Here is a 26099-nt window from a genome sequence, read left to right as displayed (position 1 = left end):
AGACTGAACGAGTTATCCGGGGGAATGAATGAATATTGCGCTGATTGGTTTAGGGATGGTTTCGGGCACGCATGTCGCTGCAATTCGGGCATCGGAGCAAGGCCTCAATCTTGCCGGCGTCCTCGGGCGCAATCCTGAAAAAGCAGCTGAGTTCGCGCAGCGAAACGACACCCGCGCGTACAGCTCGGTCGAGGAAATCGCCAACGACCCAAACGTCGACTTTGCGATCATCGCAACCCCGCCCGATCAGCGCACAGAGTTGGTGCGGGTTCTTGCGACCGCTTCGAAACCGATCCTGATGGAAAAGCCTATCGAAAGAACGCTGGACGCCGCGACAGCCATTGTCGAGCAGTGCGAGGTGTCTGGTGTGCCGCTGGGTATCGTCTTTCAGCACCGCGCCCGCGCCGCCTCGCAGGCGCTGAAATCAGCCATTAAACAGGGTGAGCTGGGCGCGATCGCCACAGTGGAGATCCGTGTCCCCTGGTGGCGCGATCAGAGCTACTATGACGAGCCAGGTCGAGGCACCTATGCACGCGACGGAGGCGGTGTCATGATCTCGCAGGCAATCCACACGCTTGACCTTGGGATGTGGCTGCTGGGGCCAATCTCGGACATTCAGGCTGTGATGAGAAAAACTCCACTACACGATCTCGAGGCCGAGGATTGGGCAGGTGCAATCTTTGAAATGGATAGCGGCGCAGTGGGTACTTTGATGGCGACTACTGCAGAATATCCTGGGGCCGCTGAATCTATCACGATCCAGGGCACCCGCGCCAAAGCGCATCTGGAGTCAGGTGTCCTGACCTTGACCACTTTCGATGGTCAGAAATCCACTGTTGGCGAAACGTCCGCCACAGGCGGAGGGGCGGATCCCATGGCGTTCACCCATGAATGGCACCAGGCAGTTATCGAGGATTTCGCCAAGGCTGTTGCCGGTAGAACGCGGCCGATGGCCACCGGGCGCAGTGCCCTTTTGACCCACGCCGTCATCGACGCGATGCAGATCGCCGATCGAACCGGCCAGAAAACACGAGTCGCCTCATGAGCCTGACCTGCGTCGCCCTTGGCCTGGACCACCGCCATATCTATGGCATGACGGAAAACATGCGCAAAGTCGGAGTGGACTGCGTTGGCTATTGGACACAAGGCGATCCCGAAACGCTGGCGGGCTACGTCAAAAGGTTTCCCGACATTCCGCGGCTGGCCCGACTGGAAGACGCCCTAACATGCGGGGCGGATCTAGCGCTGATTTCGGCAATACCGGCAGATAGGGTTGCGTTGACTATCCGTGCCATGCAAAACGGCATGGATGTCATGAGCGACAAGCCAGGTTGCACGACGTTCGAGCAACTCGACCAGATCAAGCGAACAGTCGTGGACACCGGTCGCATCTGGTCGGTTAATTTTTCTGAACGATTTGAAACGCCCGTCAGCACCCGAGCGACCGAGTTGGTCGAGGCCGGTGCCATCGGGCGCGTGATCCAGACGGTCGGACTTGGCCCGCACCGATTGAACCGGGCAACCCGGCCCGAATGGTTTTTTCAGCGTGATCGCTACGGTGGCATTCTGACCGACATCGCCTCGCATCAGATCGATCAGTTCTTGCATTACACAGGTTCAGAAACCGCTAAAATCACAAACGCCTATGTGGCGAACTACGCAAACTCCAAGGATCCCGGATTGCAGGATTTCGGAGAGCTAAATCTGCGCAGCGAGAATGGCACCGGGTACATCCGGGTTGACTGGTTTACTCCGGATGCCTTGCCAAACTGGGGGGATGGTCGCCTGACGATCCTGGGCACCGAAGGATATATCGAGTTGCGGAAATACGTCGATGTGGGTGGAGCCTCGGGAACAGACCATCTGATCTTCGTCAACAGCGAAACCTGCCAAAAGATCAACGCGACCGACGCCGGCCTTCCCTACTTTTCGCGCCTCGCCGATGACATCCGCAACCGGACCGAAACCGCGATGACGCAGACCCACTGCTTTACGGTCTTGGAACTCGCGCTGCGCGCGCAGGAAATGGCGGAACGCAGATGATCAACGTTGCGATCCTTGGCGCAGGTATCGGTGCGCAACATCTGAGCGCACTGAAACGGCTTGACCGCGACTTCCGCGTAGCCGCCATGGTCGACCAGAATACGGACCGGATCGAACAGATTCGACAGAACGCGAATTTTCGAGCACTGACCAACATTCAAGACGCGCTGGATGATCCGGCGATTGATGTCATCGACATCTGCCTGCCGCCCCATCTGCATGTACCGACCACTCTAGAGGCACTGGCCGCAGGAAAACACGTTGTCTGCGAAAAGCCTGTTGCGACCTCGATGCAGGATGTGGATCGGATCACGGCAGCCGCAAGCAGCGCGAGCAAGCATGTGTTTCCAGTTTTTCAATACCGGTGGGGGCCGTCACTGGCCCAATTGCGCCACCTGCAACGCGCAGGCCTGACCGGAGCGGTTCAAACTGCCGCGCTTGAAACCCATTGGTCCCGAGGTGCAGACTACTACGCCATTCCGTGGCGCGGAACATGGGCTGGTGAACGCGGCGGCGCAGTACTGGGCCATGCCATCCACAACCATGATCTGCTGACGAATATCGCGGGTGATATCGCCTGGGTGTCTGCAATGGCCACAACGCGGGTCAACCCGATCGAGACCGAAGACTGCGCCGCGATCTGCTTTGGCATGTCTTCCGGAGCCTTGTGCACAAGCAATATCACACTGGGCGCCGCCACGGACGAAACCCGCCTGCGGTTCGTCTTTGAAAAGGTGACCGCCACTTCTGGCACGGAACCCTATGCCCCGGGTCAAACGCCCTGGACATTCGTTGCGCGGGACCCGGTGGATCAAGCCACTATCGACGAGGCCCTTGCAGCCGCCGCTGCCGAACCAACAGGCTTCGAAGGGTTCTTTACCGAAGTCGGCAAGGCGTTGCGGTCCGAGGCAAATTCTGCCGTTACGCTGCAGGACGGCGCTGCGTCCATTGGCCTTGTGACGGCGATTTATTACGCGGCGCGCACCGGGCAGCGTGTTGCCCTTCCCATCAAGCCCGATCACCCGCTGTATGAAGGATGGCTGCCATGAAACAATGCTGGCGTTGGTTCGGACCCGATGATCCGATCGCCCTGGCCAATCTCCATCAAGTCGGGGTTCAGGGCATCGTTACCGCACTGCATCACATCCCGCCGGGACAGCCTTGGGACGAACCGAACATCGCCGACCGGCAAGCAGTTCTGGCTGCTGCTGGGTACAGTTGGGACGTTGTCGAAAGCCTGCCCGTCTCGGAGGCGATCAAGACGCAATCCGTAGACATGGCCGAGCATCTGCAGGCGTACAAGTCCAGCCTCAGGGCCCTGTCCGCCCGTGGCGTCAAAGTCGTTTGCTACAACTTCATGCCGATCCTAGATTGGACCCGCACCGCCCTTCGCGCCCCGCAGCCGCATGGCGGAACGGCCATGCTGTTCGACCTGACCGATTTTGCTGCTTTCGACATATATATTCTCGAACGTCCGGGCGCGTCCGAAGACTATTCCAGCGATGTCCAGCAAACGGCCAAGGATCGCTTCTTGCGCATGTCGGATGAATCCAAGGCCCAGTTGCAACACAATGTCACTGCGGGGCTGCCCGGCGCCAATGATCAGTGGAGCGTGCAGGACGTGCGCGCTTTGTTGCAGACATATGCGCATATAGACCGTGACCGGCTTCGCGCAAACCTCATCGACTTCCTGTCTGAGGTCGCCCCAGTGGCCCAAGACCTGGACCTGCGCTTGTGCTGTCATCCGGATGATCCGCCGTTCTCGTTGCTCGGTCTGCCGCGGATCATGTCAAGCACCGATGACTACGGCACCGTTCTGGATGCGGTTGATTTGCAGGCGAACGGCGCAACCTTGTGTACCGGATCGCTGGGAGTGTCCCCCGAATTCAATGGGCCGGACTTCGTGCGTAGGCATGGCGACCGGATTCACTTTGTCCATCTGCGGAATACCCAACGCATCGCCGGATCAGACAGCCAGAAGCCGGATTTCTTTGAGGCCCCGCATCTGGAGGGCGACACCGACATGGTCGGCACCATTCGCGAGTTGATGAACGAACAGCGCCGCCGCAAATCCCAAGGACGTGACGATTGGCAAATTCCGATGCGGCCCGACCACGGACAAGAACTGCTGAGCGATCTGGGCGGACACAGCACTCCTGGCTATCCGCTGATCGGACGAATGCGCGGGCTGGCGGAACTACGCGGCATAATGGCGGCATTCTCGTAACGCGTCGGATCAGACAGTTTCTTTCCACACGCAACACTTCTTTGCTTGCCTGAGCGCTGCATTCTTCGTTTACTTACGGAACGTAAACGGGCAGCGGGGTGTCTTCCGGACTCGCCCGACGTCTGCTCAAGACGCGTGAAACTCCCGCGAAAACCGATGCGATTGGGCATCATTTTCGAAACGTCTGCCATACGGAAATGGCAGAAAAACGGGAGGATTCCAAATGAAAACAGCAGGCGTAATTGGTCTTGGCGACATGGGCAGCGGCCTTGCCAAGAACCTGATCAAGAATGGCTTTGAAACATCCGGTTTCGACCTGAGCGAGACACGCATGACGGCATTTACCGACATGGGCGGCCTGGCCGAGGACAGCGTGGGACAGGTCGGCCGTCACGCAGCCGCTGTTTTTGTCATGGTGATGAACGGAGATCAGGCCCGCGATGTCATTTTGGGTGAAAACGGGCTGGTTGCGAACATGGCCAAAGGCGGAACGGTCATCCTGTCGGCGACCATTAACCCGGCCGAAGCAAGCGCTATCGGGCAAGACATGGAAGGTTCGGGCATCCACCTGATCGACACTCCGGTTTCGGGTGGTTTTCCCGGCGCGCAGAACGGCACATTGACGATGATGGCTGCCGGAGCTTCGGATGTTCTGGATCGAAATGCCGAAGTCATGCAGGCAGTGTCGGCAACCATTCATCGGGTCGGAGAAAACGCCGGCGACGGGCAAACCGTGAAAGCCTGCCTACAATCCCTTATCGGATCGATCTTTTCCGCCACATTCGAGGCTGCAGCCTTAGCGGCCAAAGCCGGTGTCAGCGGTCAGGCATTGCTTGATGTGTTCTCGTCCTCCAGCGCAGGGTGCGGAGTCGTGAATACCGCCCTTGAAAACATCATTGATCGCAAGTTCGAGGCTACCGGCAGCCATATCGCAACCATGCACAAGGACCTGACGATCTCTCTGGCACTGGCCGGTGCGTTGGGCGTTCCTATGCATACAGCGTCATCCGCGATGCAGATCTTTCACGCCGGGAAAACCAAATACCCAAACGGCGACAACTGGGTGTGTACCCGCGTCATCGAAGAGATCGTTGGCGCAGAATTGCATCGCTGAGGGGGTCGAACATGAAATTAGGTGTGATTTGCGACGGCATTTCCCGCGATCTGCGGCATACCGTGGATGTAATGGACGAGTTCGGTCTGGACTATGCAGAGCTTCAATTCGTTGGCGATACAGAGGTCGGAGACCATTCCCCGCAAGAAATTGCCGAGATCGACGCGCTCTTGCGCGACCGGGGCAAGCCGGTGTCATGTCTCTCGCGCCATATCTTTGCGGGGATGACAGCTGCCAACAGACCCGGCGACGACCTGCACACTCGGCATATGGACGCTTTGAAACGCGTAATCGACATGGCGCATGTTGTTGGGTCTCCGCTCGTTCGGATCATGACCCAAAGAAAAGAGCAGATACTCTGGGGAAAAAACGGCGCCGAAAAGTGGAACGTGGCGCATGGCGTATGGGACACGATGCTGCCTCTCATCGCGCCGGCGGTTGAACTGGCAAGAGCTGAGGGCGCGACTCTCGTCGTGGAAACCGGAAACGGCACGCTGGTCAATTCCAACTATACAGCCCGCAAGCTGATCGACGAGTTAGACGCAAAAGACACTTTGAAAGTGCTGTGGGACCCCGGAAATAATTGCTGGTGCCATGAACTGGCGTACCCGGACGGTTACGAAGAACTGCGCGGCGGCTACTTGGGTCACATTCACATCAAGGACGTAAAGGTCGACACGCCGAGGGCAACGCTGGAAGTGCGCCGTATTGGGGAAGGTCAGCTTGCGCCTCTGTTCCGACCCATCGCGGACTCGCTTAGATCCGATGGCTACGATGGCGTCATTTCCTTCGAGAGTGTTTATCACCCCGGCAACGGAAACTTCGAAGATGGTTTTCGTCTGTGTGTGGACAAGTTCAAAAGCCTGTTTGCATAAGGTTACAGTCAATATGCGTTCAAAATCATATGTTTGAACCCCGCTACTGAACGCCAAGCGGAGTGTAGAAAACTGGGCGCGTTCGCGTTAAATCAAGGAAAAGGCCAGCTGGATGAAGCAAGAGTTTTTTGACCTGTCCATTGAAACGCCCGGCAAATCCCTCACCGACATCAGCGGGATGGTTCAGGGTGCGGTGTCCGAACGTGTATTTGTCTCGGGTCTGCTGACCCTTTGGTGCGTCCACACGGGTGCTGCGCTGTTGGTGCAGGCCAATGCCGATCCCGACGTTCGCAAGGATATCGAGACGTTCTTCGAGAAACTCGTGCCCAAGTCACCAGGGAGGTATCATCACCGCCCGACCGAGGACGACAACGCTCCGTCGCATCTGCGGGCGCTGTTGACGCAAACTCAGATATCCGTCCCGGTCGAACAGGGGCAGCTTTCTCTGGGCCGCGTACAAAGCCTATACCTGTTCGAACATCGAGAGGCGCCAAGAACCCGCCGATTGAAGGTGCACTACATCGGGACATGAGACTTTGAATTAAATGGGGCGTTGGCAGTGCTACCGCCCCATCCAGCCCCCGTCGACGACAAGGATTTCACCGTTGACGAAGTCCGACGCGGCAGAGGCCAGAAAGACCACCGGTCCGGCAAAGTCATCAGGCGTACCCCAACGGCCTTGGGGTGTTCGTTCAAGGATCGACTTCGATCGGACCGGATCATCCCGCAGGGCTTGAGTGTTGTCGGTCGCGATGTAGCCAGGCGCGATCGCATTCACATTCACGCCCCGCCCGGCCCATTCGTTGGCCAAAGCCTTGGTCAGCTGTCCAATCCCACCTTTCGAGGCCGCATATCCCGGCACGGTAATGCCGCCCTGAAATGTCAGCAGCGAAGCTGTGAAAATGATCTTACCCGATCCGCGCGTCAGCATGTCCTTGCCGATCTCGCGAGACAGAACGAACTGCGAGGACAGGTTCACCTCAATCACTTCGTCCCACCAGTCGTCCGGGTGTTCAGCGGCGGGTTTGCGTTTGATCGTGCCGGCATTGTTGACAAGGATATCAGGGGTTTGTCCGTCGGCCCTCAACTGATCAATGAACCCGTGCAGCGCGGCGCGATCCGAGAAGTCGCATTGGTAAGCCCGGAAATTGCGCCCGATCGCAGTCACAGCTTTTTCGACATCCGACCCGGACAGCTCGAGCGAGGCCGACACTCCGATGATATCGGCTCCGGCCGATGCCAATGCCTCGGCCATGCCGCGCCCGATACCGCGTTTGCACCCAGTCACAAGAGCCGTCTTTCCCGTCAGGTCGAAACTTTGCAAAATACTCATGAACGCGGTCCTACTTCGATCAGGCTTTTCATTGCGGTTGGACTGCGATCCAGTGCTTCAAACGCGGCCTGAATGTCTGCCAGAGGGCTGACGTCAGTAATCACAACATCCGCGTCCACTCCGCCCGAGGCGACAACTGCGATGGCTTTCTCGTAATCCTCTGGCTCATAGACCCGCGCACCGATCAGTTGCAGCTCTCGCCAGAAGAACTGGAACAGGTCGATCTGGGGCTTTTGGGCATGGATCGCGACCATTACGATCCGAGCCCGCGTCGCGGCAACGGCGGTCATCGCATCGACACCGGGCTGCGTTCCCGACACTTCGAAAACCACATCTGCCCCTTTGTCGCCCGTGCGCGCGTTGATTGTGGACACCAGATCGGTTTCGGTTGGGTTGATCGTGTCGAAACCAAGCTTTTCGGCAATCGCCAGACGGTTTTGGTTCACTTCGGAAATCACGACGTTTCCGCCCGCGTCCCGTGCAACCATGGCAACCAGGATGCCGATCGGGCCGCCGCCGATGACGACGACGTCCTCGCCAGGTTGCAGGCCAGACAAGCGCACATCGTGGCAAGCAACGGCGACCGGCTCGATCAGTGCTGCATGATCCATGCGCAAGTCATCCGGCAGAACGTGCAACGTGTGGGCCGGAACGGTCCAGATTTCTTGCATGGCGCCATCTGTGTCGAGGCCGAGAAACTTGAGGTTCTGACAGATATGCTGATGCCCCCGTTTACAAGCTGGACATCCTCCGCAGTGATCAAGCGGTCGGACAACGACCTTCTGGCCGGGTACGACCGTATCGACGCCCTCGCCCACCGCTTCGACGACACCTGACATCTCATGCCCAATCACCCGGTTCAGGCCGACACGAGCATCCATGTTGCCGTGGTAGACGTGCATATCCGTCCCGCAAATCCCACAATAGGCAACGCGAATGGCAGCCTCGCCGGAGCCCGGATCTGTCGCTTGGGCTTGCTCTACAGCAAAGCTCTTATTGCCCCTGTAGTATGCCGCAGAGATCGTCTGGGTCGTCATTTATGCATCTCCTTGTGTTCCGCATTCAATTTGTCCCAGTCGAATTCCACTCCCGTTCCTGGGGTATCCGGGGCCACGGCCAGACATTCTTCCACAACCAGCGGACGGGTCGTGTACTGGTCTATCGGGAATGAGTGTACTTCTAGCCACCCTGCGTTGGGTTGTGCAGAAACAAGGCTGACGTGCAGTTCTTGCATCCCATGACTGCAAACCGGAATGCCGTGCTGTGCGCTTAGCGCGGCCACGCGCAGCCAGCCGGTGATCCCACCGCAGTTTGAGGCATCGGGCTGGATGAAACTCAGCTTCGCGTCATCAAAAGCGTATTCGAATTCGTGTATGGTGTGTAGGTTTTCACCCATGGCAAGGGGTACGCCCGTCGCTTCGACAATTCGGCCATAACCTTTGTAGTCGTCTGGAATGGTCGGTTCCTCGAACCACAGAATATCGCAGTCGGTAAACCCTCTGGCAGCCACGATGGCCTCTTCGACGCTCATAGAGTAATTCGCGTCGACCATGAAGAACCGGTCCGGGCCCAGCATCTCGCGCACCGCCCGGGCACGTGCAAGATCGTCGGCCAGGTCTGGTTGACCGACTTTGATCTTGACTGCGTTGAACCCACGCGCAAGGTACCCTTCGGTCTGGTGCAGCAGTTTCTCTAACGAGAAATTCAGGTCGATCCCGCCGGCGTAGGCGTTACAACGTTTGGACGCTCCGCCGGCCATCTGCCACAATGGCGCATTCTGCGTTCTGCCGCGAATGTCCCACAATGCAATATCCACGGCCGAGATCGCAAACGAGGCGATCCCGCCCCGTGCGACGTAGTGCACATGCCACTGCATGGCGTCGTACAGGCTTTCGATCTGTTCGGCGTCTTGTCCTACAAGGAACGGCGCCAGGTCATGCTGGATCATCGCTAGGATGGCATGACCACCCTTGCCCCCCGTATAGGTATACCCGACCCCCTCGACCCCATCCGAGGTTTGAATGGTGACTGTGATCAATTGAAAAAACGTGTGATCCCCATGTTTGGCATCGACCAGGACCTCAGCGAGCGGAACGTTGAACAACCGCGCTGAAACACTTTCTATACGATTCATGAACCCAAGACCTTCTGCTGCCTGGCAATAACCCGAGACTGTAAAAGGATGACCGCAAATAGAAAGCCTCCACGTATGACCATCTGCCAATAGGCACTGAAACTGATTGTGCCCTGACCGTTTTCAAAGTTCAGAACGTTGAAGACCAGCCCCAGCAACAGCGCACCGGCCACCGTCGCAGGGATCGAACCCATCCCACCCGTCAACAAAGTGCCGCCCACCACGACGGACGCGATGGCCGACAATTCCCATCCGATACCCTCAAGGGGTTGTCCGGCTCCAAAACCCGAGGCCAAAAAGACTCCGGCCAGCCCCGCGCAGCCCCCCGACAGCAGGTAGACGAAAGCCTTGGCGCGATTGACTTTCAGGCCCATTAGGTTCGAGGCATCCTCGCTGCCACCGATCGCCAAGACGGTCCGCCCGATGGTTGTCCTTTCCAGCACCAACCAAAGTGCCAGGGTCAGTCCGGCCACGATGACGATTGTCCATGGAAACAGGCCGAACGCCTGCCCCATGCCAAGCTTGGTGAAGTTCGACCCCCAATCGACCGAAATTGTCTGGGCGCCCGAAATCACCAATGCGCCGCCTTTGGCGGCCAACATGGTCGCCAATGTGGCGATGAAGGGCGGGATTCGAAGGATGATTATACAAAAGGCGTTGATCGCCCCGAAACCAACCCCGGCAAGAACGGCCCCCGGCAAGGCAACCTGAATCCCGTAGGGGCTGAGATAGGCCGCAACAACCGACGTAAAGGCCGCAACGGATCCGACCGATAGATCAATCCCGCCGGTCATGATCACGAAACACATGCCCAGTGCGATCGCAATGAACATCGCGTTGTAATTCAGGAAAGACGAGAAATTGTAGGCGCTGCCAAAGTTTTCATAGCGCATCAGCCCGAACAGGATCAAAGCCAGCAGTGCGAGCCACACCGTCACCGAAGCCGAATTGCGCCGAAGGTACTTTCGCAGGTCAAAAGCCGTTTCATCCAACATCAGTCAAGCCCTCCGGAACTGCTGGACCCAAACGGCCAGGATAATGATAACGGCCTTAGCGATTAATGCAACTTCGTCCTCTACCCCGTTGGCCAACAACGTATATTTGACCAATTGGATGATGACGGCTCCCAGTATGGCACCAAAGATCGGCGCCCGCCCGCCTTGTAAAAGAGCACCGCCAACAACCGCGGCCGCGATGGCATCAAGCTCCATCAGATTGCCGTTGCGCGCAGCGTCCGAGGCCGAGTTGATAGCAACCACGATCAGACCGGCCAGGCCCGCAAGCACCGCGCAGATGGCATAAGCCCCGATCTTGACCCGTCGGACAGGACCACCCGACAGATAGGCCGCGCGTTCATTGCCGCCGATGGTTAGCAGGTAACGGCCCCATGTGGTTCTGGTGATCACCCAAAACAGCACACAGGCAATGGCCAGCGCCAGCCAACCTTGGAACGGCAAGCCAAACACCTTGCCGGTTCCAAGATAACTGAATGAAGGGTTTGAAAATGTCTGCAGGTTTCCGTTCGTCAAAACCTGGGCAATACCGCGACCAGAGATGAAGAGAATGAGCGTTGCCACAATGGGCTGCACGTTCAATAAGGCAACCATCACGCCGTTGAACACCCCGCATAGCCCCGCGACGAACAGCGGCAGGACAATGGCCAAAGTTACGCCTAGCATCGGATTAGCGGCGCCCAGATCCGACAGAAAGATCAGCGGGGCCAGCGCCCCCGCCAGTGCCATGACCGCACCAACCGACAGATCGATCCCACCCGTGGCGATTACCAGCGTCATGCCCATGGCCACGATGGCGATAGTGGCAACCTGGCTGATATTCACAAACAGGGTCTGCAACTGCAGGAAATTGGGGGTGAAAAACGCGTTGAACACCAGCAGGGCGACCAACGCGGCGATACCGCCGTGAAAGCGGAAGGGCATCGATGCGACCCGTTGCGGCAACTTCATTGCGCGGTCCATGAACCAGTTCCTTCTTCATGATGCGCAAGCGCGCGCACCAGTATGTTCTCGGTAATCCCGGGGTTGGTCAGTTCCTTGACCGAGCGCCCCTCGTGCATGACTACGATGCGGTCGGCGCCTTCCACCAGTTCTTCGAATTCCGAACTGATGAGTACGACGCCGAACCCCTTCTCGACGTAAGACCGAATAAACGATTGGATCTCTCGCTTGGCGCCGACATCCACGCCTCGGGTCGGCTCGTCGAGTATCAGGATGTCGGGTTGCGTCGCCAGCCAACGGGCAAGCAGCACCTTCTGCTGGTTGCCGCCGGACAATTCGCGAATGGGTTGGTCCATATGCGCCGCCTTGATGCCCAGATCGTCGATGAAGGCCTGAACGATCTCGCACTCGCGGGCAAAGTCGATTTGACCACGACTGGCCAGTTTCGGCAGCAGGGCCAGCGTCATATTTTCGCGAACGGACATGTCAGGAATGATCCCTTCGGCCTTGCGATCTTCGGTCAGAAAGCCGACCCCGTTTGCAATCGCGTCACCCGGTCCGGGCGGTTGCCCGACCGTGCCATGCAACTCGATCGCGCCACTGCGGGCCCCGTCCACTCCAAACAAAGCGCGCGCCGCCTCGGTCCGGCCAGAGCCCAGCAACCCGCCCAGCCCAACGATTTCGCCGCGATGGAGCGTAAGGTCGAAATGCGTCAATCGCGGGCCTGTCGAAACAGAGTCAGCCCGCAAAACGATATCTCCTTTCTTGGCCTTGGCACCCGCAAAGTCAGTTAGACCGTCCGCCGCGATCTCATCCGTGTTGCGGCCCAGCATGTCCGCGATCATTTCCAGTTTGGTCGTGTCCTTGACGGTACGCGTGCTGACGGTGCGCCCGTCACGCATCGTTGTAACCCGATCGCAGATTTGGAACAGCTCATCGAGGAAATGCGAGACATACAGAACAGACACGCCCTGTTTCTTCAACTCGCGCACCACACCGAACAAAACCTCGACCTCGCTGGCATCCAGCGACGACGTGGGTTCGTCCATGATGACAAGTTTCGCGTCCAGAGAAACAGCCCGCGCAATCGCAACCAACTGCTGGATCGCTGTCGAGAAATTTCCAAGCGGCTCGGTCACGTCAATATCTATGCCAAAGCGCGCAAGAACCTCGCGTGCGCGCCTGTTGCCCTCGCGCCAGTCGACCAGAAAGCCGAGACGTTTGGGCTCATACCCCATGATGATGTTCTCGGTCACTGACCGCAGCGGCACCAGGTTGAGCTCTTGATAGATCGTGGCAATTCCGGATTCCTGCGCTTCGCGTGGGGTAGAAATGCGGCTTGGCACACCCGCCAGATGGACGTCGCCGGCATCCCGGTCGTAAACTCCGGTCAGAACTTTGATCATCGTCGATTTACCGGCACCGTTCTGGCCGATCAGCGCGTGAACCTCGCCAGCTGCGATCTTCAGGCTGGCCTGACTCAGTGCCGGTACGCCGGCAAAAGACTTTTCAACTCCCGACATCGAGACGAGCGCATTCATGAGATGTCTTCCTCCGATTGCTTGCAGGCGGCGCCAACCACAGGCCAGCACCACCCGCCAGGGAGAATCAATAGGCTTCGTCGATGTGATCGGCCGCGTTATCCTTGGTAAAGATGCGATCTTCGACTTTCACCCATTCCGGGATCGTCTCGCCAGCCGCGTATTTGTTCATGACTTCACAAGCCAGAGGACCGAAGAAGGGCGAGCTTTCCACCGTGACCCCCATCTTGCCATCGATGATAGCCTGAAGCGCATCGCGTGTCCCATCGATCGAAACAATGGTCACGTCCTCGCCGGGCTTGCGGCCGGCCAGTTCCAGAGCCTGGATCGCGCCAATCGCCATTTCGTCATTGTGGGCGTAGACCACGTTCACGTCGGGATGCGCCTGCAGCAGGGTCTCCATCACCTGACGACCCAGGTCGCGCGCAAAGTCACCGGTCTGAGAAGCCACAATCGCAAAGCGGTCATCCTCTGCAATCGCGTCGTCGAAACCCTTTTTGCGGTCATTTGCAGGCGAAGAACCAGTCGTGCCTTCCAACTGGACGATGACGCCCTTGTCGCCGTCGAAATTCTCCATCAGCCATTGTGCCGCCCGGTTGCCCTGATCGATGAAATCCGACCCCAGGAACGCTACGAAATGCTCGCCAGGCTTGGCTACGGCCGGATCAACCGAGCGGTCCACCAAAAAGGTCGGGATTCCCGCAGCACGGGCCTTCATAACGGCTGGGATCAAAGGCTTTTCTTCCCGCGGGGGAAGGAACAGAACGTCGATGCCTTGGGCGATCATGCTGTCCACATCCGCAACCTGCTTTGCCGCAGAACCGGCCGCATCCGTCGCGATCAGATCCCAGCCACAGGCTTCGGCCGTGTCATGGAACGATTTGGTCTCGGCAATGCGCCACGGGTTGTTCGACTCCATCTGCGCAAAGCCGACTTTGTAGCGATCCTTCTGCTCAAGCGGTGGCAGATCCTGCGCGATCACCGTGGTGCCCAAAAGTGCACCCGCCACAACCGTCGAGATCAAAAGAGTTCTGCGTTTCATGTTTATTCCTCCTCCATTGGTGCGGTCGCCTCCGTTTTGACCGCGAGTTTTAGGTCATGCCCAATTCATGTAAGTCGTTTGTTTCCTCAGATACCCATCGAAGCCATAAGCGCCGTCTTCGCCCCCAACCCCGGACAGACCCCAACCGGTGTGAAATCCCTGCACGGCCTCGCCATTGGAGCGGTTCAGGTACAATTCGCCAAAATTCAAACGGTTCGGGGCCTCCATCAATCGCCGGTGCGATGCCGTAAAGAGATAGGCAGACAGCCCGAATAATGTGTCATTCGCAAAGTCTATCGCCTGATCAAAATCCTCGACTCGCATGGCTGTCGCCACGGGGCCAAAGACCTCCTCTTGCATCGCGGCATTGCCGTTGTCTGAGACCTCAAGAACCGTCGGGGACATCCAGTGCCCCTTATGGTGCGCCCCGTCCATCAGGGGCCCGCCTGCAAGATGAACCGTGGCTCCTTCGTCGATGCTGCGCTGGATGATCTCGGCGACCTTGGTCACTTCGACCTTGCTGACTTTGGGACCCAAATCGCAGTCTTCAATCGGATCCCCGATCGACAAAGCGCGGGCCGCGGACACGAATTTTTCCAAGAACTGATCCGCAATGCCGCGATGCAGATACATACGCTCGTTGCAGGTGCAAATCTGGCCGCAATTGGCAAACCGGGCGGCAACGGCGGCCGAAACGGCGGCGTCAATATCCGCATCCTCCATCACAATGAGCGGAGCCTTACCGCCAAGCTCGAGCCGGACAACCTTGATCCGGTTGGCCGCTGCGCGAAAAATCTCTTTCCCGGCGCGTGTGCTGCCGGTCATCGTGATTAGTGACGTATCGGGGTGTTCGACCAACCGCTGCCCTACCACCGGCCCCTTGCCTGTCAGAACATTCAGAACACCCGGCGGAAACCCGACCTTGTCGGCAAGCTCGGCGATCGCAAGACCGGACAGCGGCGTGATTTCGTGCCCCAACAGAACAACGGTGTTGCCCGCGACCAGCGAAGGCCCGATTTTCCTGGCGGCCAATGCCAACGGATAGTTCCAGGCCGTCAACGCAACAACAACACCATAAGGATGACGCCGGATCTGAATTTCCTCGGACTTGTTGTCCGATGCCACTATGTCACCCGAAATCCTCCGGGCCTCTTCAGCCGCATGACAAAGAAAAGTAACGGCGGCATCCACTTCACCTCGAGCTTGCGAGATCGGCTTGCCCTGCTCGGTCGTGATCAGGGCTGCCAGGCGCGTGGCGTCGACCCGGACGGCCTCGGCGAGCTTCAGGACCAGCCGCGCCCGCTCGATCGCCGGGCGCGAGGACCATGAGCCAAATGCCCGATGGGCCGCGTCGACCGCCGCATCCGCATGAGCGGCGGCGCCATCTGGAACTTGCGCAACGATCTCTTCATTTGCAGGGTTCTCGACACCAACCGTGTCCGCGTCAAAGTCGGTAAAGCGGCCATCGATGAACATCGAATGCCGAACGACTTGACCCAACTCCCCCACTACAGACCGCAATTTCGCCTCCCGCACCTGCTCGGCCAGACCACAACGGTGACCGCACTGCGATCAAAACACTAATAATATTATTTCGTCAACACTAATATTAGTTAACTCTGACTAATATTAGTTGCACGCCCCCCGCATAGTCGATAAAAAGAATGCGAACAAAAAGGTTGAACGATGAACGATCAAGCGAACAAAGCCGGGCAGCACAGGGGTGTGGGGCGAGTCGCGGGCCGGCAGCGCGTAACGATGCACGACATTGCGCGCGTCGCCGGATGCTCGCAGACGACAGTATCGCTGGTTCTCAACAAAAACGATTCCGTCAAAATCTCCGAGGACACAAAGCAACGAGTACTGGATGCCGCAAACACGCTTGGATACGCCATGCCCCCTCAAATCAGGAAACCCCAGGACAGCGCGCGTCGACCCTCGGCACTAGGCGGCACCATAGCTTTTGTCGTGGATGATCTGGCGTCGAGCCCTGAAATGGTAAACGCGTTTAACGGCGTGAAACAAGCCGTTCGGGACACCGGAAATCTTGTATTGCTGGCAGAAACCCAAAACGACCCCGAGATCGAGCCCAATACGCTCCGGTATTTCCTCGACCAACAGGTTGCGGGCATCATTTACGCAACCGTTTTCACCCGGCGGGTGGTCGTTCCGGAAATCCTCACGCAAACCGCAACCCCAGTTCTGCTGCTGAACTGCTTTTGCGACGACCTCTCTTTTCCTGCGGTGATCCCCGGCGAAGTCGCTGCCGGACATACGGCGACCAACGCTCTGATCAAGGCCGGGCACAAACGGATCGCCACTATCACTGGCGAGCCGTTCATGGAATGCGCCGCGGGACGAACCACCGGGTACAGAAACGCCTTGGCTTCCGCGGACATTCCATTCGACGAGGACTTGGTTGTCGAAGGCAATTGGTTGCCCAGCGCCGGATATGCCGCCACGCGTGAATTGATGGACCTGCCCTCTCCGCCAACCGCCATTTTCTGTCAGAATGACCGCATGGCAATCGGTTGCTATGAGGCGCTCAAGGAGCTTGGCCTGTCCATCCCCGAGGACATCTCGGTCATCGGATTTGACGATGACGAAACCGCGCGACACCTGTCGCCGCCTCTAACCTCGATGATCCTTCCCACCCGGGCGATGGGACGCTGGGTCGTCGAACAGCTGTTCCATGGGCCGACAGATGGTCGGAGGCACCCACTCGTGAAACTTGAATGCGAACTGGTCGAGCGCGACTCGATCAGCAAACCCAAACGCCGGACCTGAAGGCGACATCATGACGGAAACTTTCGATCACATCGTCATCGGCGGCGGCTCTGCCGGTGCCTCAGCTGCCGCGCGACTGGTCAACCAGGGCAAGTGCAGGGTTCTGGTGCTGGAGGCCGGGCATTCGCACCGCCATCCGTTGCTGGACATGCCGCCGGGTATTTTCAAGATGATCAACGGGTCCAAGTTCATGACCTACCACCAGACCGAACCGCAAGACCACCTAGACGGCCGGGTGCATGACATTCCGCAAGCCAACGTACTGGGCGGCGGGTCGTCAGTGAATGCGCAGGTCTACATGCGCGGTCGCCCTTCCGACTATGACGCGTGGGACGACCTGCTGCGACGGACCAACGACGGGGTCGGTTGGGGATGGGACGATGTGCTGCCCTATTTCCGCAGGATGGAAGACAACAACAGGCTTCACAATGACCTGCATGGCAGCGACGGTCCGGTGCAGGTCTCGGATCCGGGGTATATCGACGACATGTCCCGTTGGTTCGTTCAATCGGTGCAGGCACTTGGTGAACCATTCAACACGGACTTCAATGGCGCAACGCAGCGCGGTGTCGGGTTCTATCAGTTCACCAATCGTGCCGGAAAGCGCAGCTCGTCAGCCTATGCTTTCCTCGCCCCACTTGAGACAAACCCGAACTTGACCATCCGGCTTGGCGCAACGGTCAGCAAAGTCATCATCGAAAACGAAAGGGCCGTCGGGGTGCAGTATCGCGACAAACGCGGGTCGCACACCGTGCGGTGTGATGGTGAGGTTGTCCTTGCGGCGGGCGCTCTGGTCACACCGAAAATTCTAATGCTGTCGGGTATCGGGCCGGATGCACATCTTGCCGAATACGGCATTCCCGTGGCCTGCCCACTGCCCGGGGTCGGTCAGAACCTGATCGACCACCCCGAAGTTCCCATCACTGCCTTTGCCAACGGTCCATACGGATATTTCAAACAAGGTGAGGGCTGGCGGATGCTTCGCAACGGCATCCAGTTCAAACTGTTCGGCAGCGGCCCGGTGACTTCGGCCGGGGTCGAAGCTGGTGCCTTCGTCAATCCGTCTAACCCCGATGGAGAACCGACCATTCAAGCCTTTTGCGTGCCCATCGTCTATCTGGATCGCGACGCGCTGGACGAGGTGCAGGATGACTTTGGCCTGACCGTTACGACCGTCGTAGTCAAACCGAAATCACGCGGAGAGGTTCGGCTTCGCTCGATCGATCCTCTCGCTATGCCGGTGGTCTCGCCCAACCTTCTGAAGCATGAAGACGACATGCAGGAGATGATCCAGGGGCAGCGGTTCTTTCGTCAAGCATTCGCGTCGGGCCCGCTCGCACAAAGGATCCGCGAAATCGTCATTCCGACAGGGGATGACGACCAAACGCTGCGAGCACACTGCAAGCGGTTCGTAAAAACCAACTATCACCCGGCGGGCACCGCCAAAATGGGCCGGGACGGCGACAGAATGGCGGTGCTGGACGCCAGGATGCGTGTGCGCGGGATCGAGAGACTGCGGGTGTGCGACATGTCAGCCGTGCCCGACATCAACGCCGGCAACACAAACGCACCTGCCATGATGCTGGGCGAACGGTGCGCTGACCTGATCCTAGGAATTTGCGAAAAGTTGAGGTGACTAAAGCGACCTAGGTTGTAGCTGCGGTTTCGCTTTGGCCCAAGCGACAAAAACTATTACGATAGATGAGTTTGCGCTCGAGACTTCTTTAAAGGCTGGCTGCACACCGATACTCACCCAATTGTCTAGCCATTTGTTTTTGGGCTACTGTTTGGGCGTTTCTTTAAAATGGCTTCCAGCACTTTCGGACGCATATTGAGTGCCATCGACCTCAACCCAAAAGTGGCTACCAGATATGGAAACACCGCAGCGTTGTAAGGTGTATCTTCCAACAGCGGGATTTCATACTTGTAGAAGCAAGTGTCGGTAACGAGCCGAAAGTTCCAATTCACAAGACGCTTTTCCCCATAGGCATAACCATTCAACTTTCCTGAGTTTTTTCAATGGTTTTGCGTTCTGGCAATTCTGATGCATAATTAATCAATTGCATATCCGATCAATACTGTCGGGACCGATTGTATGACTGCCAAAACTTCTGATTTCGTGAAAGCCGCAGATAGCCCAAATGTAACCTCTGCCAGTTCACCCAGCGGGCTTCACATAAAGATAAGAACCAAGTTGCTGGTCGCATTACTTGGAATTGTCGGGTTAATGCTAATTTTGGCGTTCACCGGGCTATCTGAGTTGCGCAAAGCGAACCTTCGAACTGCTGAGTTGCTTCAAGATCAGGTACGGCTATCAAATCTAAAGGTGTTTGATAGCAGTCTGCAAGAAATCTGGTTGAATGGAACAGCGATATTTGCCGAGACTGGAGGCAACACCATGCTTGGCGACAGTGCACGCTTTTTTAAAGATAAGCTGCATGTTATTCAGTCGCTTGGCCATCTCATCGAGACAAGGGACCGACCGGACCTCAGCCTCTTTTCGAACGATGAAACCGCGGAAGTGTCGCGAAAAACTCAAGAAATAAAACGAATAGGCCTTGATATCGTTGAGCAATATGAAGCTGGACAGATTGTAGTTGCCAAATCAATATTCGAGTTGCAACTGGTCCCAATAATTATGTCTTTGGACAATCTCATAGAGAAACGATACCTGCTTTTGCGCGACGGTATGCGCTCGAAAGCATTAGTTAACCAAAACGCGTTTTATCAATCACGGCGAATTGTGCTTGTCTCAGCTGGGATTGCAGTCGTTATTGCTATTTCGCTTGGTTTCCTGATCAGCAAATCTTTGATCCGTACGATTGAGCGAATCCGGGTCACGCTAAGAAAAGTTGCTCAAGGCGATTTTACCGCCCGTGCAAGTATTAATAGCACCGACGAGCTTGGTGATCTCGCTCGCAGCGCCGATCGTATGACAGAGCGTTTGGGCACGCTGTACGATGAGCTTGAGACTGCAAACCTGCATAAGTCGCAATTTCTCGCCAATATGAGTCATGAATTGCGAACTCCGATGAATTCGATCCTCGGATACACAGAAATGATCCGGGATGGAATTTATGGCCCGGTGCCCAAAAAAATCGACGATCCGCTGCATCGGGTGGAAGTGAATGGTAAAATCCTGCTGTCATTGATCAACGATGTTCTTGATATTTCAAAGATTGAAGCCGGAGCACTCGAACTGACACTGGGCACATATTCGATGTCTGAGGTCCTCAAAGACGTTGTTTCCACGATTAAACCCATCGCAGCAAGCAAGGAACTGGAAATCCGAACCAAATTAGAAAGCGGACTTCCCGCTGGGCATGGCGACGCTGGGCGCATTAGACAGGTCTTACTTAACATCGTCGGAAATGCCGTAAAGTTCACTGACAAGGGTTACGTCGAAATAAACTTGGCACGCCATAATCGGCGGTTTGTAGTAACCGTAATTGATACGGGAGTTGGAATTGCCGTTGAGCAAATTGATGAGGTTTTCCTGGAATTCAAGCAAGCTGACGCTTCATCTACGCGTGCCGCCGGGGGTACTGGCCTTGGTCTGTCTATCTCTCGAAAGATCGCAGAAATGCACGGTGGGGGAATTGAAGTCGCCAGCAGCCCTGGCAACGGTTCGACATTCACTGTTGTACTCCCCGTCCAGGTTACGAGGAGCTGAGCATGTCTAAAAGAATACTTGTTATAGAAGACCAGACCGACAACAGACGCATACTTCGAGACCTTCTAGGCAGTCACGGCTTCGAAGTTCTAGAGGCCGAAAACGGAGCGCAAGGAATAGATCGAGCGATTGCTGAAAAGCCCGATCTAATCTTAATGGATATTCAGATGCCAGAATTAGACGGTTACGATGCCACTCGCCGGATAAAGAAGCATCCCAAAGGCGCGAACATTCCAATCATCGCGGTAACATCCTTTGCTTTGTCTGGCGACGAAACAAAAGCACGGGAAGCCGGATGCGATGATTATGTTGCCAAGCCCTACAGTCCGCGTGCTCTGCTAGCCAAAGTCATAACGTTCGTTGGAGAGGTCTGAATGATAAAATGAAAGACCCACCACTCATTTTGATTGTCGATGACCAGCAAGACAATCGCAACCAGCTGACAATGCGCCTTAACGCGAATGGTTATAGTACCGCCGAGGCCATAGATGGCGAAGACGCTCTAGAAAAAGTTATTGATTTTTTGCCCGACTTGATCTTGCTAGACGTAATGATGCCTAAGATGGACGGTTTCGAAGTCTGTCGAAGGTTGAGAATGGACCCCCTAATCCCCTTTATTCCGGTAGTTCTGGTAACAGCTCGTTCGAACACTGAAGATATGGTGCAAGGGCTTGAGGCTGGTGCAAATGACTATCTCACCAAACCAGTCGACACCATCGCTCTCATTGCTCGTGTACGTTCAATGCTTCGAATAAAAGCTTTGCATGACGAGGTGCAGAGCTGGAACAAGGAACTCGAAAAACGAGTAAATCAACAGATTAATCAGATTGAGCGGTTCAATCGCTTGCGCCGTTTCCTACCAAGGCAAGTGGCAGAAGAAATTATTTCGGTTGGTGACGACAGTGCTATTCTTAAGAACCGAAGAGCGGACATCGTCGTTTTGTTTGCTGATCTAAGGGGATTCTCGGCTTTTACGGAAGCCTCTGAACCTCGAGTTGTGCTGGAAGCCCTCAACGTATTTCACAATTGCGCTGGACCATTGATTGAACGACATCAGGGCACACTTGAGCGTTTCTTAGGCGACGGCATCGTTGTTCTATTTAATGCCCCGCTGCCGGCACGCGATCCTACGGGCCAGGCTGTCATCTTTGCGAGCGAGCTGCATGTCGCTGTCGCAAACGCGCTTGGTCCCTTTCAAAAGGGGGGATCGGGCTTAGGTCTCGGAATAGGTATCGCCAAGGGTGAAACCACTATTGGCTGTATCGGATTTGAAGGTCGGTTCGACTATGCGGCCATTGGAGAAGTACCAAACCTTGCAGCTCGCCTATGTGAACACGCGGAGGCTGCCGAAACACTAGTCGATGCGTCGATTGTTGAAGCGTTAGGAACATCCAAGAAAACACAATTTTTGAGGGATCAGGAATTCAAAGGACTGGCAGGTAAGGTTCCTGTGTTTCGGCTACTGATTTAAGTTGCTGTCAGACGAATTCGAACCAGTCTCAGTTTGCCGCGGAAACCGCGAACCTATCCGGAACAAAGTTGACGCCACTCGCTAAGAGCGGCGGCGCGGGTCAGCTTGAAGGTGTCTCGACTGGCTAGCGATCTTTCCTGGTTGAAGTGGTTGTAGACAGAGGAATGGACGGAGGCGAATTTCTGTAAACTTCGCATGCGCCTGAAACGCAGCATCGCGCGTTCGTGTCGTCGAAACGGCAGGTGCGAATTTTCGACGCGGTTGTTGAACCACCTGCCCGTCTGTTGTTTATCGAGCGCGCCCATTTCTCTGAGCGCTGCCTTGTAGGAAGCGAAGCGATCTGTGACGACCTCCTCGGCGCAACCGTGTCGCTTCATCAATTTCTTTAGGAATTTCAGTGCTGCAGCTTTATTTCGGCGTTTGGTGACAACGGCTTCCAGCACCTCACCTTCGTGATCAACAGCCCGTCAAAGACAATGCCGCTTGCCATTCACCTTCACGAAAACCTCGTCAACGTGCCACTTCCATTTGGAGAATACGCGCAGTTGCTGAACACGCTTCCGTCGGATCTCAGCTGCAAACATTGGACCAAACCTGTTCCACCAATATCGAACAGTTTCGTGGCTCACGTCGATGCCTCTCTCATGCAGCAGATCTTCGACGTTCCGAAGCGAGAGCGGGAAACGGATGTATAACATCACTGCAAGGCGGATGATTTCGGGGCTGGTTTTAAAATACTTGAAAGAGGCAGGATTAGTCATGGGAAAAAGCTACGCAACCGCCCTGCCCCGCTCAACCCAAGTTCTTCTGACAAGACCACTGAATGGTCCGCACAAAAAGTAATGCGCGTCAGGTTTTTCGATCAGTCGAGCAAGCAACGCTCCGGTGAAGCGTCCCCGGGAATTGTATTCGTGGCCATAGACATCTCCAGTTGCCGGTCTGCTAACGGTTAGGCAAGCTCACGCGCAATATGACGTGCCCGGGCCTGAGCTGAGGCAACCGAAGCTTTGTGACGCTCATCGGCAAATTCCTGATACTCGGCCGCAGCTTCGAACATGCGTTCTGCGCCCAGGTACTTGCGCAATGTGCTGATATGCGCAGAAAGGTGACCCGAGTCATTGCGAATCCCACCGTCCTCAAAACCGAATTCGCCAGCCGATGTCAGCAGCACCAGGGTTTTGCCTGACATGATCGGTTCCAGAGGGAAGTCGCCACGCGCCAAATCAAACGTAAATGTCTTATTGATCCGGATGATCTGATCAAACCAAGCCTTCAGGGCTGCGGGCATGCCATAGTTGTACATGGGCGTCGAAATCAGCAGGATGTCGGAGCGGTCGAGTTCGTCAATCAGCGTGTCAGACAAGCTGACCAAAGCGCTCTGTTCACGAGTGCGTTCTTTTTCTGCTGTAAAGACAGACGCGATCCAATCGTTGGAAATGAAATCTGGTGGTGCCATTCCGACATCACGCAGAATAATTTCGACGTCCGGATCAACCGTTTTCCATTCCTCTACGAAACTGTCCGCCAATGCGCGGGAAATGGAGTTATAGACCGAAACGGGGTTGTCGGTGCGGCGTACGCTGGCGTCAATTCTCAGGATTGTGGTCATCTTGTCACCTAGTCAGTTTGCAATGAACCATTCAAACGTGAAGGCAGTAACGTGCAGGTACAAATGAAGAGAATTCTGAATAGAATGAACTGACCTCAGCCATCTCTAGTCGCTGAAAAAATCTTCTCCAGGTAAGACCCCGTCGCAAGTACATCCGAGTCCTTGTTGGGAAGTGTTAAAACTTACATGCGCAAGAACTCCTGCCCACGGGTTCAGAAACGCATGCTTCTCGGCAATTTAGAAATGACAAAAATTCAAGCGACGGATTAGATCGTTGCGGACGCGCTAATCTTCAAAAAAATCTTTGACCAACAGCGCTGTCGCGAAACTCATCTGCTTGGTCCAATAGCCATTCCCGGAACACACGAACGCGTGCACGATTGGCGTACGTTTCCGGACAGACGAGAAAATAGCTCTTGTTCTTCAATGCAGTGTCAAAGGGGGCGACCAGCACATTGCGTTCCAGAAAACGCGCGGCGGCCAAAAGGCTGACCAGGGCCACACCATGACCATCGCTTGCCGTGAGCAAGCAGATGTGTTCCTCGGAATATGTGACATAGGGCTCGACATCCCCCGTCTGCAAGCCAGCCGCGTCCATCCAGCGCTCCCAACTCGGATCCGCATCGGAAAACCCGCTCCATTTGTATTCGATCAGGCGAGACGTCAGAAGATCTTCGGGGGAGCTCAGTGACTTTGCCTTTACTACGCTGCAGACAGGGGCTACCCAGTCATTCAAGACCCAAGCCACATTGCTGTCCGGATAATCCCCAAAGCCGTACCGAATAGCCACATCCACATCGGTGGATTTGAATTCCACCAGTTGATCGCTTGACAGAACCCTTACCGAAATCTCCGGGTATTTCTCGTAAAAGCCTCGCAGCCGCGGGCTAAGCCAGTTGGCGGCAAAGGACCCGGTTGTTGAGACTGTCAATGTGCCCGCAAGGTCGTCTTCCTCCAGCGCGAGAGAGGCGGCTTCAATGTTCTTGAAGGCCTCAATAATGTGGGGCGCATAATTTGCCCCATCCTCCGTCAGTTTCAATGCGCGGGTCAGCCGGTGAAACAGGGGCACCCCAAGTTGATCCTCCAGCGATTTGATCTGATGGGAAATGGCAGTCGGAGTGACGCATAATTCATCGGCGGCATCCTTGAAACTCAGATGCCGGCAGGCTGCTTCGAAGGCCTGAATGCTTTTCAACGACGGTATCTTCGCCATGACGCGTGGCTTTGCTTTCCTGATGTTACTCTATTTCACCACTCTACTCTAACCCGATTGCCAGTCGACATGTGGGCGAAATTCTCACCTGTGAGGTGAAAACATCTAATTTGAGAAGATAGAAGACCAAGGTAGAGCATTCGGTTCTTCATGTCTGAAATCTCCTGCGTGCGGACTGTGTCTGCAATGCGGACGAAGCCGCCGTAATCTCAATGGTTGTTGAGGACCGGTCGCAGCCCAAAGCGGACATGCTCAACCCAATGGCGGGCGGAAAGCGGTCATTCGCCGCGCTTCTCACCAACGTCCGCGATGCAGAGTTGCTGTTCGAATTAATTCGACGGCAGAATGCTCCGAGACTTAACACACGGCCGGTCCCGGCCTCGCCATCACCAAAAATGCCTTTATCGGTGTGAATGCGGCGGACAAGCGGATTGGGCATTCAAACGCGGGTCTCCGGCATCAAGGGACGGACGCCGATCGAGGTGATCTTCATGGTGCCACTTCTGTTAATCAGGATTAGTTGAACTCTGTCATATCCACCTTACGGCGGGCCATGGCATGGAAATTCTCCATGGTGAACTCCACCTCCTCACCGGTGGCCCAGTCAAAAAGAGAGCGTTGGACCTGCATCAACGGGCCTTCGTATACATGGATGGCCAGGCTTTGCTCGTCGTCTGCCGTGATCGCGTGGATCGCATCTGGACCAAGGCGCACGACGTCACCCGCCCTGACAATTTTGTTGCCGCCATGGCGCAGCTTGCCGGGTTCGCGCTTGTACAGCACCTCGACCTCGGCGCCACGATAAACGGCGATGTGCACCCCCATGCAATGTTCGTGAGGGGCGAAAACCACATCTGAATTGTAGCGGCACGTCCAGATCGAACAGGTTTCATCCTCGAACACCATCACCTCGTCTTCGTCCAATTTGGCGATGGCATCGGCCAGATCGTCTTTGCGCGACTGGCTGTCTTGCAGCGCCTCGCGAATGGCCGCTGTATGGTCTGGAGACGCGGCAGCCTCGCGGATGGTCCCGGCAAGTTCTTCCAATGTTTGCTTTGCCATATGACTACTCCCCACTAACC

General features: G+C 56.2%; 23 protein-coding genes and 1 pseudogene. 12 read left to right on the top strand and 12 right to left on the bottom strand.

Annotation, left to right across the window (positions count from 1 at the left end; genetic code table 11):
- Positions 1–28: 28 nt before the first annotated feature.
- From ACR3EQ_RS01100 to ACR3EQ_RS01070, 7 genes are all read left to right on the top strand, one after another.
- A complete protein-coding gene (locus ACR3EQ_RS01100) occupies positions 29–1045 on the top strand; it encodes a Gfo/Idh/MocA family protein (RefSeq protein ID WP_170614476.1) in 1017 nt (338 codons plus the stop codon).
- Positions 1042–2043 carry a Gfo/Idh/MocA family protein gene (locus ACR3EQ_RS01095; protein WP_480489583.1) on the top strand — a complete coding sequence of 334 codons (1002 nt, stop codon included), beginning with the start codon at positions 1042–1044 and terminating at the stop codon, positions 2041–2043. Before ACR3EQ_RS01100 ends, ACR3EQ_RS01095 begins: the two co-directional genes overlap by 4 nt.
- A complete protein-coding gene (locus ACR3EQ_RS01090) occupies positions 2040–3092 on the top strand; it encodes a Gfo/Idh/MocA family protein (protein WP_170614474.1) in 1053 nt (350 codons plus the stop codon). Before ACR3EQ_RS01095 ends, ACR3EQ_RS01090 begins: the two co-directional genes overlap by 4 nt.
- Positions 3089–4270, top strand: coding sequence for a mannonate dehydratase (gene uxuA / locus ACR3EQ_RS01085; protein ID WP_170614473.1), 1182 nt, complete (start codon positions 3089–3091; stop codon positions 4268–4270). The genes ACR3EQ_RS01090 and uxuA overlap by 4 nt, the downstream gene beginning before the upstream one ends.
- Positions 4271–4493: 223 nt before the next feature.
- Positions 4494–5384, top strand: coding sequence for an NAD(P)-dependent oxidoreductase (locus ACR3EQ_RS01080; protein ID WP_170614472.1), 891 nt, complete (start codon positions 4494–4496; stop codon positions 5382–5384).
- An 11-nt stretch (positions 5385–5395) separates the two neighbouring features.
- A complete protein-coding gene (locus tag ACR3EQ_RS01075) occupies positions 5396–6259 on the top strand; it encodes a sugar phosphate isomerase/epimerase family protein (protein WP_170614471.1) in 864 nt (287 codons plus the stop codon).
- 112 nt (positions 6260–6371) lie between these two features.
- A complete protein-coding gene (locus ACR3EQ_RS01070) occupies positions 6372–6791 on the top strand; it encodes a secondary thiamine-phosphate synthase enzyme YjbQ (RefSeq protein WP_170614470.1) in 420 nt (139 codons plus the stop codon).
- Between the two features lie 30 nt (positions 6792–6821).
- On the opposite strand, the gene ACR3EQ_RS01065 is transcribed toward ACR3EQ_RS01070, so the two are convergent.
- The 8 genes from ACR3EQ_RS01065 to ACR3EQ_RS01030 all read right to left on the bottom strand — a co-directional run bounded on the left by ACR3EQ_RS01065 (position 6822) and on the right by ACR3EQ_RS01030 (position 15785).
- Entirely contained in the window at positions 6822–7586 is a 765-nt protein-coding gene (locus ACR3EQ_RS01065) for an SDR family oxidoreductase (RefSeq protein WP_480491726.1), read from the bottom strand.
- Between the two features lie 2 nt (positions 7587–7588).
- Entirely contained in the window at positions 7589–8629 is a 1041-nt protein-coding gene (locus ACR3EQ_RS01060) for an alcohol dehydrogenase catalytic domain-containing protein (RefSeq protein WP_170614469.1), read from the bottom strand.
- Positions 8626–9726 (bottom strand): mandelate racemase/muconate lactonizing enzyme family protein, encoded by a 1101-nt coding sequence (locus ACR3EQ_RS01055; protein WP_170614468.1) that lies wholly within the window; start codon positions 9724–9726, stop codon positions 8626–8628. Before ACR3EQ_RS01055 ends, ACR3EQ_RS01060 begins: the two co-directional genes overlap by 4 nt.
- The gene (locus ACR3EQ_RS01050) at positions 9723–10721 is read right to left on the bottom strand and encodes an ABC transporter permease (protein ID WP_170815683.1); all 999 of its coding nucleotides are present in this window, start codon (positions 10719–10721) and stop codon (positions 9723–9725) included. The genes ACR3EQ_RS01055 and ACR3EQ_RS01050 overlap by 4 nt, the downstream gene beginning before the upstream one ends.
- Before the next feature lie 3 nt (positions 10722–10724).
- Entirely contained in the window at positions 10725–11702 is a 978-nt protein-coding gene (locus ACR3EQ_RS01045; RefSeq protein WP_170614466.1) for an ABC transporter permease, read from the bottom strand.
- Positions 11687–13222, bottom strand: a complete 1536-nt coding sequence (locus ACR3EQ_RS01040) for a sugar ABC transporter ATP-binding protein (protein ID WP_480489582.1) — start codon at positions 13220–13222, stop codon at positions 11687–11689. The genes ACR3EQ_RS01045 and ACR3EQ_RS01040 overlap by 16 nt, the downstream gene beginning before the upstream one ends.
- Positions 13223–13289: 67 nt before the next feature.
- Positions 13290–14264, bottom strand: a complete 975-nt coding sequence (locus ACR3EQ_RS01035) for an ABC transporter substrate-binding protein (protein WP_480489581.1) — start codon at positions 14262–14264, stop codon at positions 13290–13292.
- A gap of 54 nt (positions 14265–14318) precedes the next feature.
- Complete coding sequence (locus tag ACR3EQ_RS01030) at positions 14319–15785, bottom strand: aldehyde dehydrogenase family protein (protein ID WP_480489580.1); 1467 nt, start codon at positions 15783–15785, stop codon at positions 14319–14321.
- 165 nt (positions 15786–15950) lie between these two features.
- Between ACR3EQ_RS01030 and ACR3EQ_RS01025 the strand changes: the two genes are divergently transcribed.
- From ACR3EQ_RS01025 to ACR3EQ_RS01005, 5 genes are all read left to right on the top strand, one after another.
- Positions 15951–17051, top strand: a complete 1101-nt coding sequence (locus ACR3EQ_RS01025) for a LacI family DNA-binding transcriptional regulator (RefSeq protein ID WP_480489579.1) — start codon at positions 15951–15953, stop codon at positions 17049–17051.
- A gap of 10 nt (positions 17052–17061) precedes the next feature.
- A complete protein-coding gene (locus ACR3EQ_RS01020; protein ID WP_170614464.1) occupies positions 17062–18687 on the top strand; it encodes a GMC family oxidoreductase N-terminal domain-containing protein in 1626 nt (541 codons plus the stop codon).
- Between the two features lie 459 nt (positions 18688–19146).
- Positions 19147–20724, top strand: coding sequence for a sensor histidine kinase (locus ACR3EQ_RS01015; RefSeq protein ID WP_480489578.1), 1578 nt, complete (start codon positions 19147–19149; stop codon positions 20722–20724).
- A 2-nt stretch (positions 20725–20726) separates the two neighbouring features.
- Positions 20727–21098, top strand: coding sequence for a response regulator (locus ACR3EQ_RS01010; protein WP_170614462.1), 372 nt, complete (start codon positions 20727–20729; stop codon positions 21096–21098).
- An 8-nt stretch (positions 21099–21106) separates the two neighbouring features.
- Positions 21107–22195 (top strand): adenylate/guanylate cyclase domain-containing response regulator, encoded by a 1089-nt coding sequence (locus ACR3EQ_RS01005; protein ID WP_170614461.1) that lies wholly within the window; start codon positions 21107–21109, stop codon positions 22193–22195.
- A gap of 53 nt (positions 22196–22248) precedes the next feature.
- On the opposite strand, the pseudogene ACR3EQ_RS01000 reads toward ACR3EQ_RS01005, so the two are convergent.
- From ACR3EQ_RS01000 to ACR3EQ_RS00985, 4 genes and pseudogenes are all read right to left on the bottom strand, one after another.
- A pseudogene (locus ACR3EQ_RS01000) lies at positions 22249–22956 on the bottom strand (IS6 family transposase).
- Between the two features lie 188 nt (positions 22957–23144).
- A complete protein-coding gene (locus ACR3EQ_RS00995) occupies positions 23145–23804 on the bottom strand; it encodes an NAD(P)H-dependent oxidoreductase (RefSeq protein WP_170615436.1) in 660 nt (219 codons plus the stop codon).
- A gap of 292 nt (positions 23805–24096) precedes the next feature.
- Entirely contained in the window at positions 24097–25017 is a 921-nt protein-coding gene (gene gcvA, locus ACR3EQ_RS00990; protein WP_170615434.1) for a transcriptional regulator GcvA, read from the bottom strand.
- A gap of 516 nt (positions 25018–25533) precedes the next feature.
- Positions 25534–26079, bottom strand: coding sequence for a hypothetical protein (locus tag ACR3EQ_RS00985; RefSeq protein WP_480489577.1), 546 nt, complete (start codon positions 26077–26079; stop codon positions 25534–25536).
- Positions 26080–26099: the final 20 nt, after the last annotated feature.

Source organism: Ruegeria sp. AN11 (assembly GCF_056536005.1).
The sequence above is the reverse complement of the archived record's forward strand: the minus strand, read 5'-3'. Positions and strand labels throughout refer to the sequence as shown.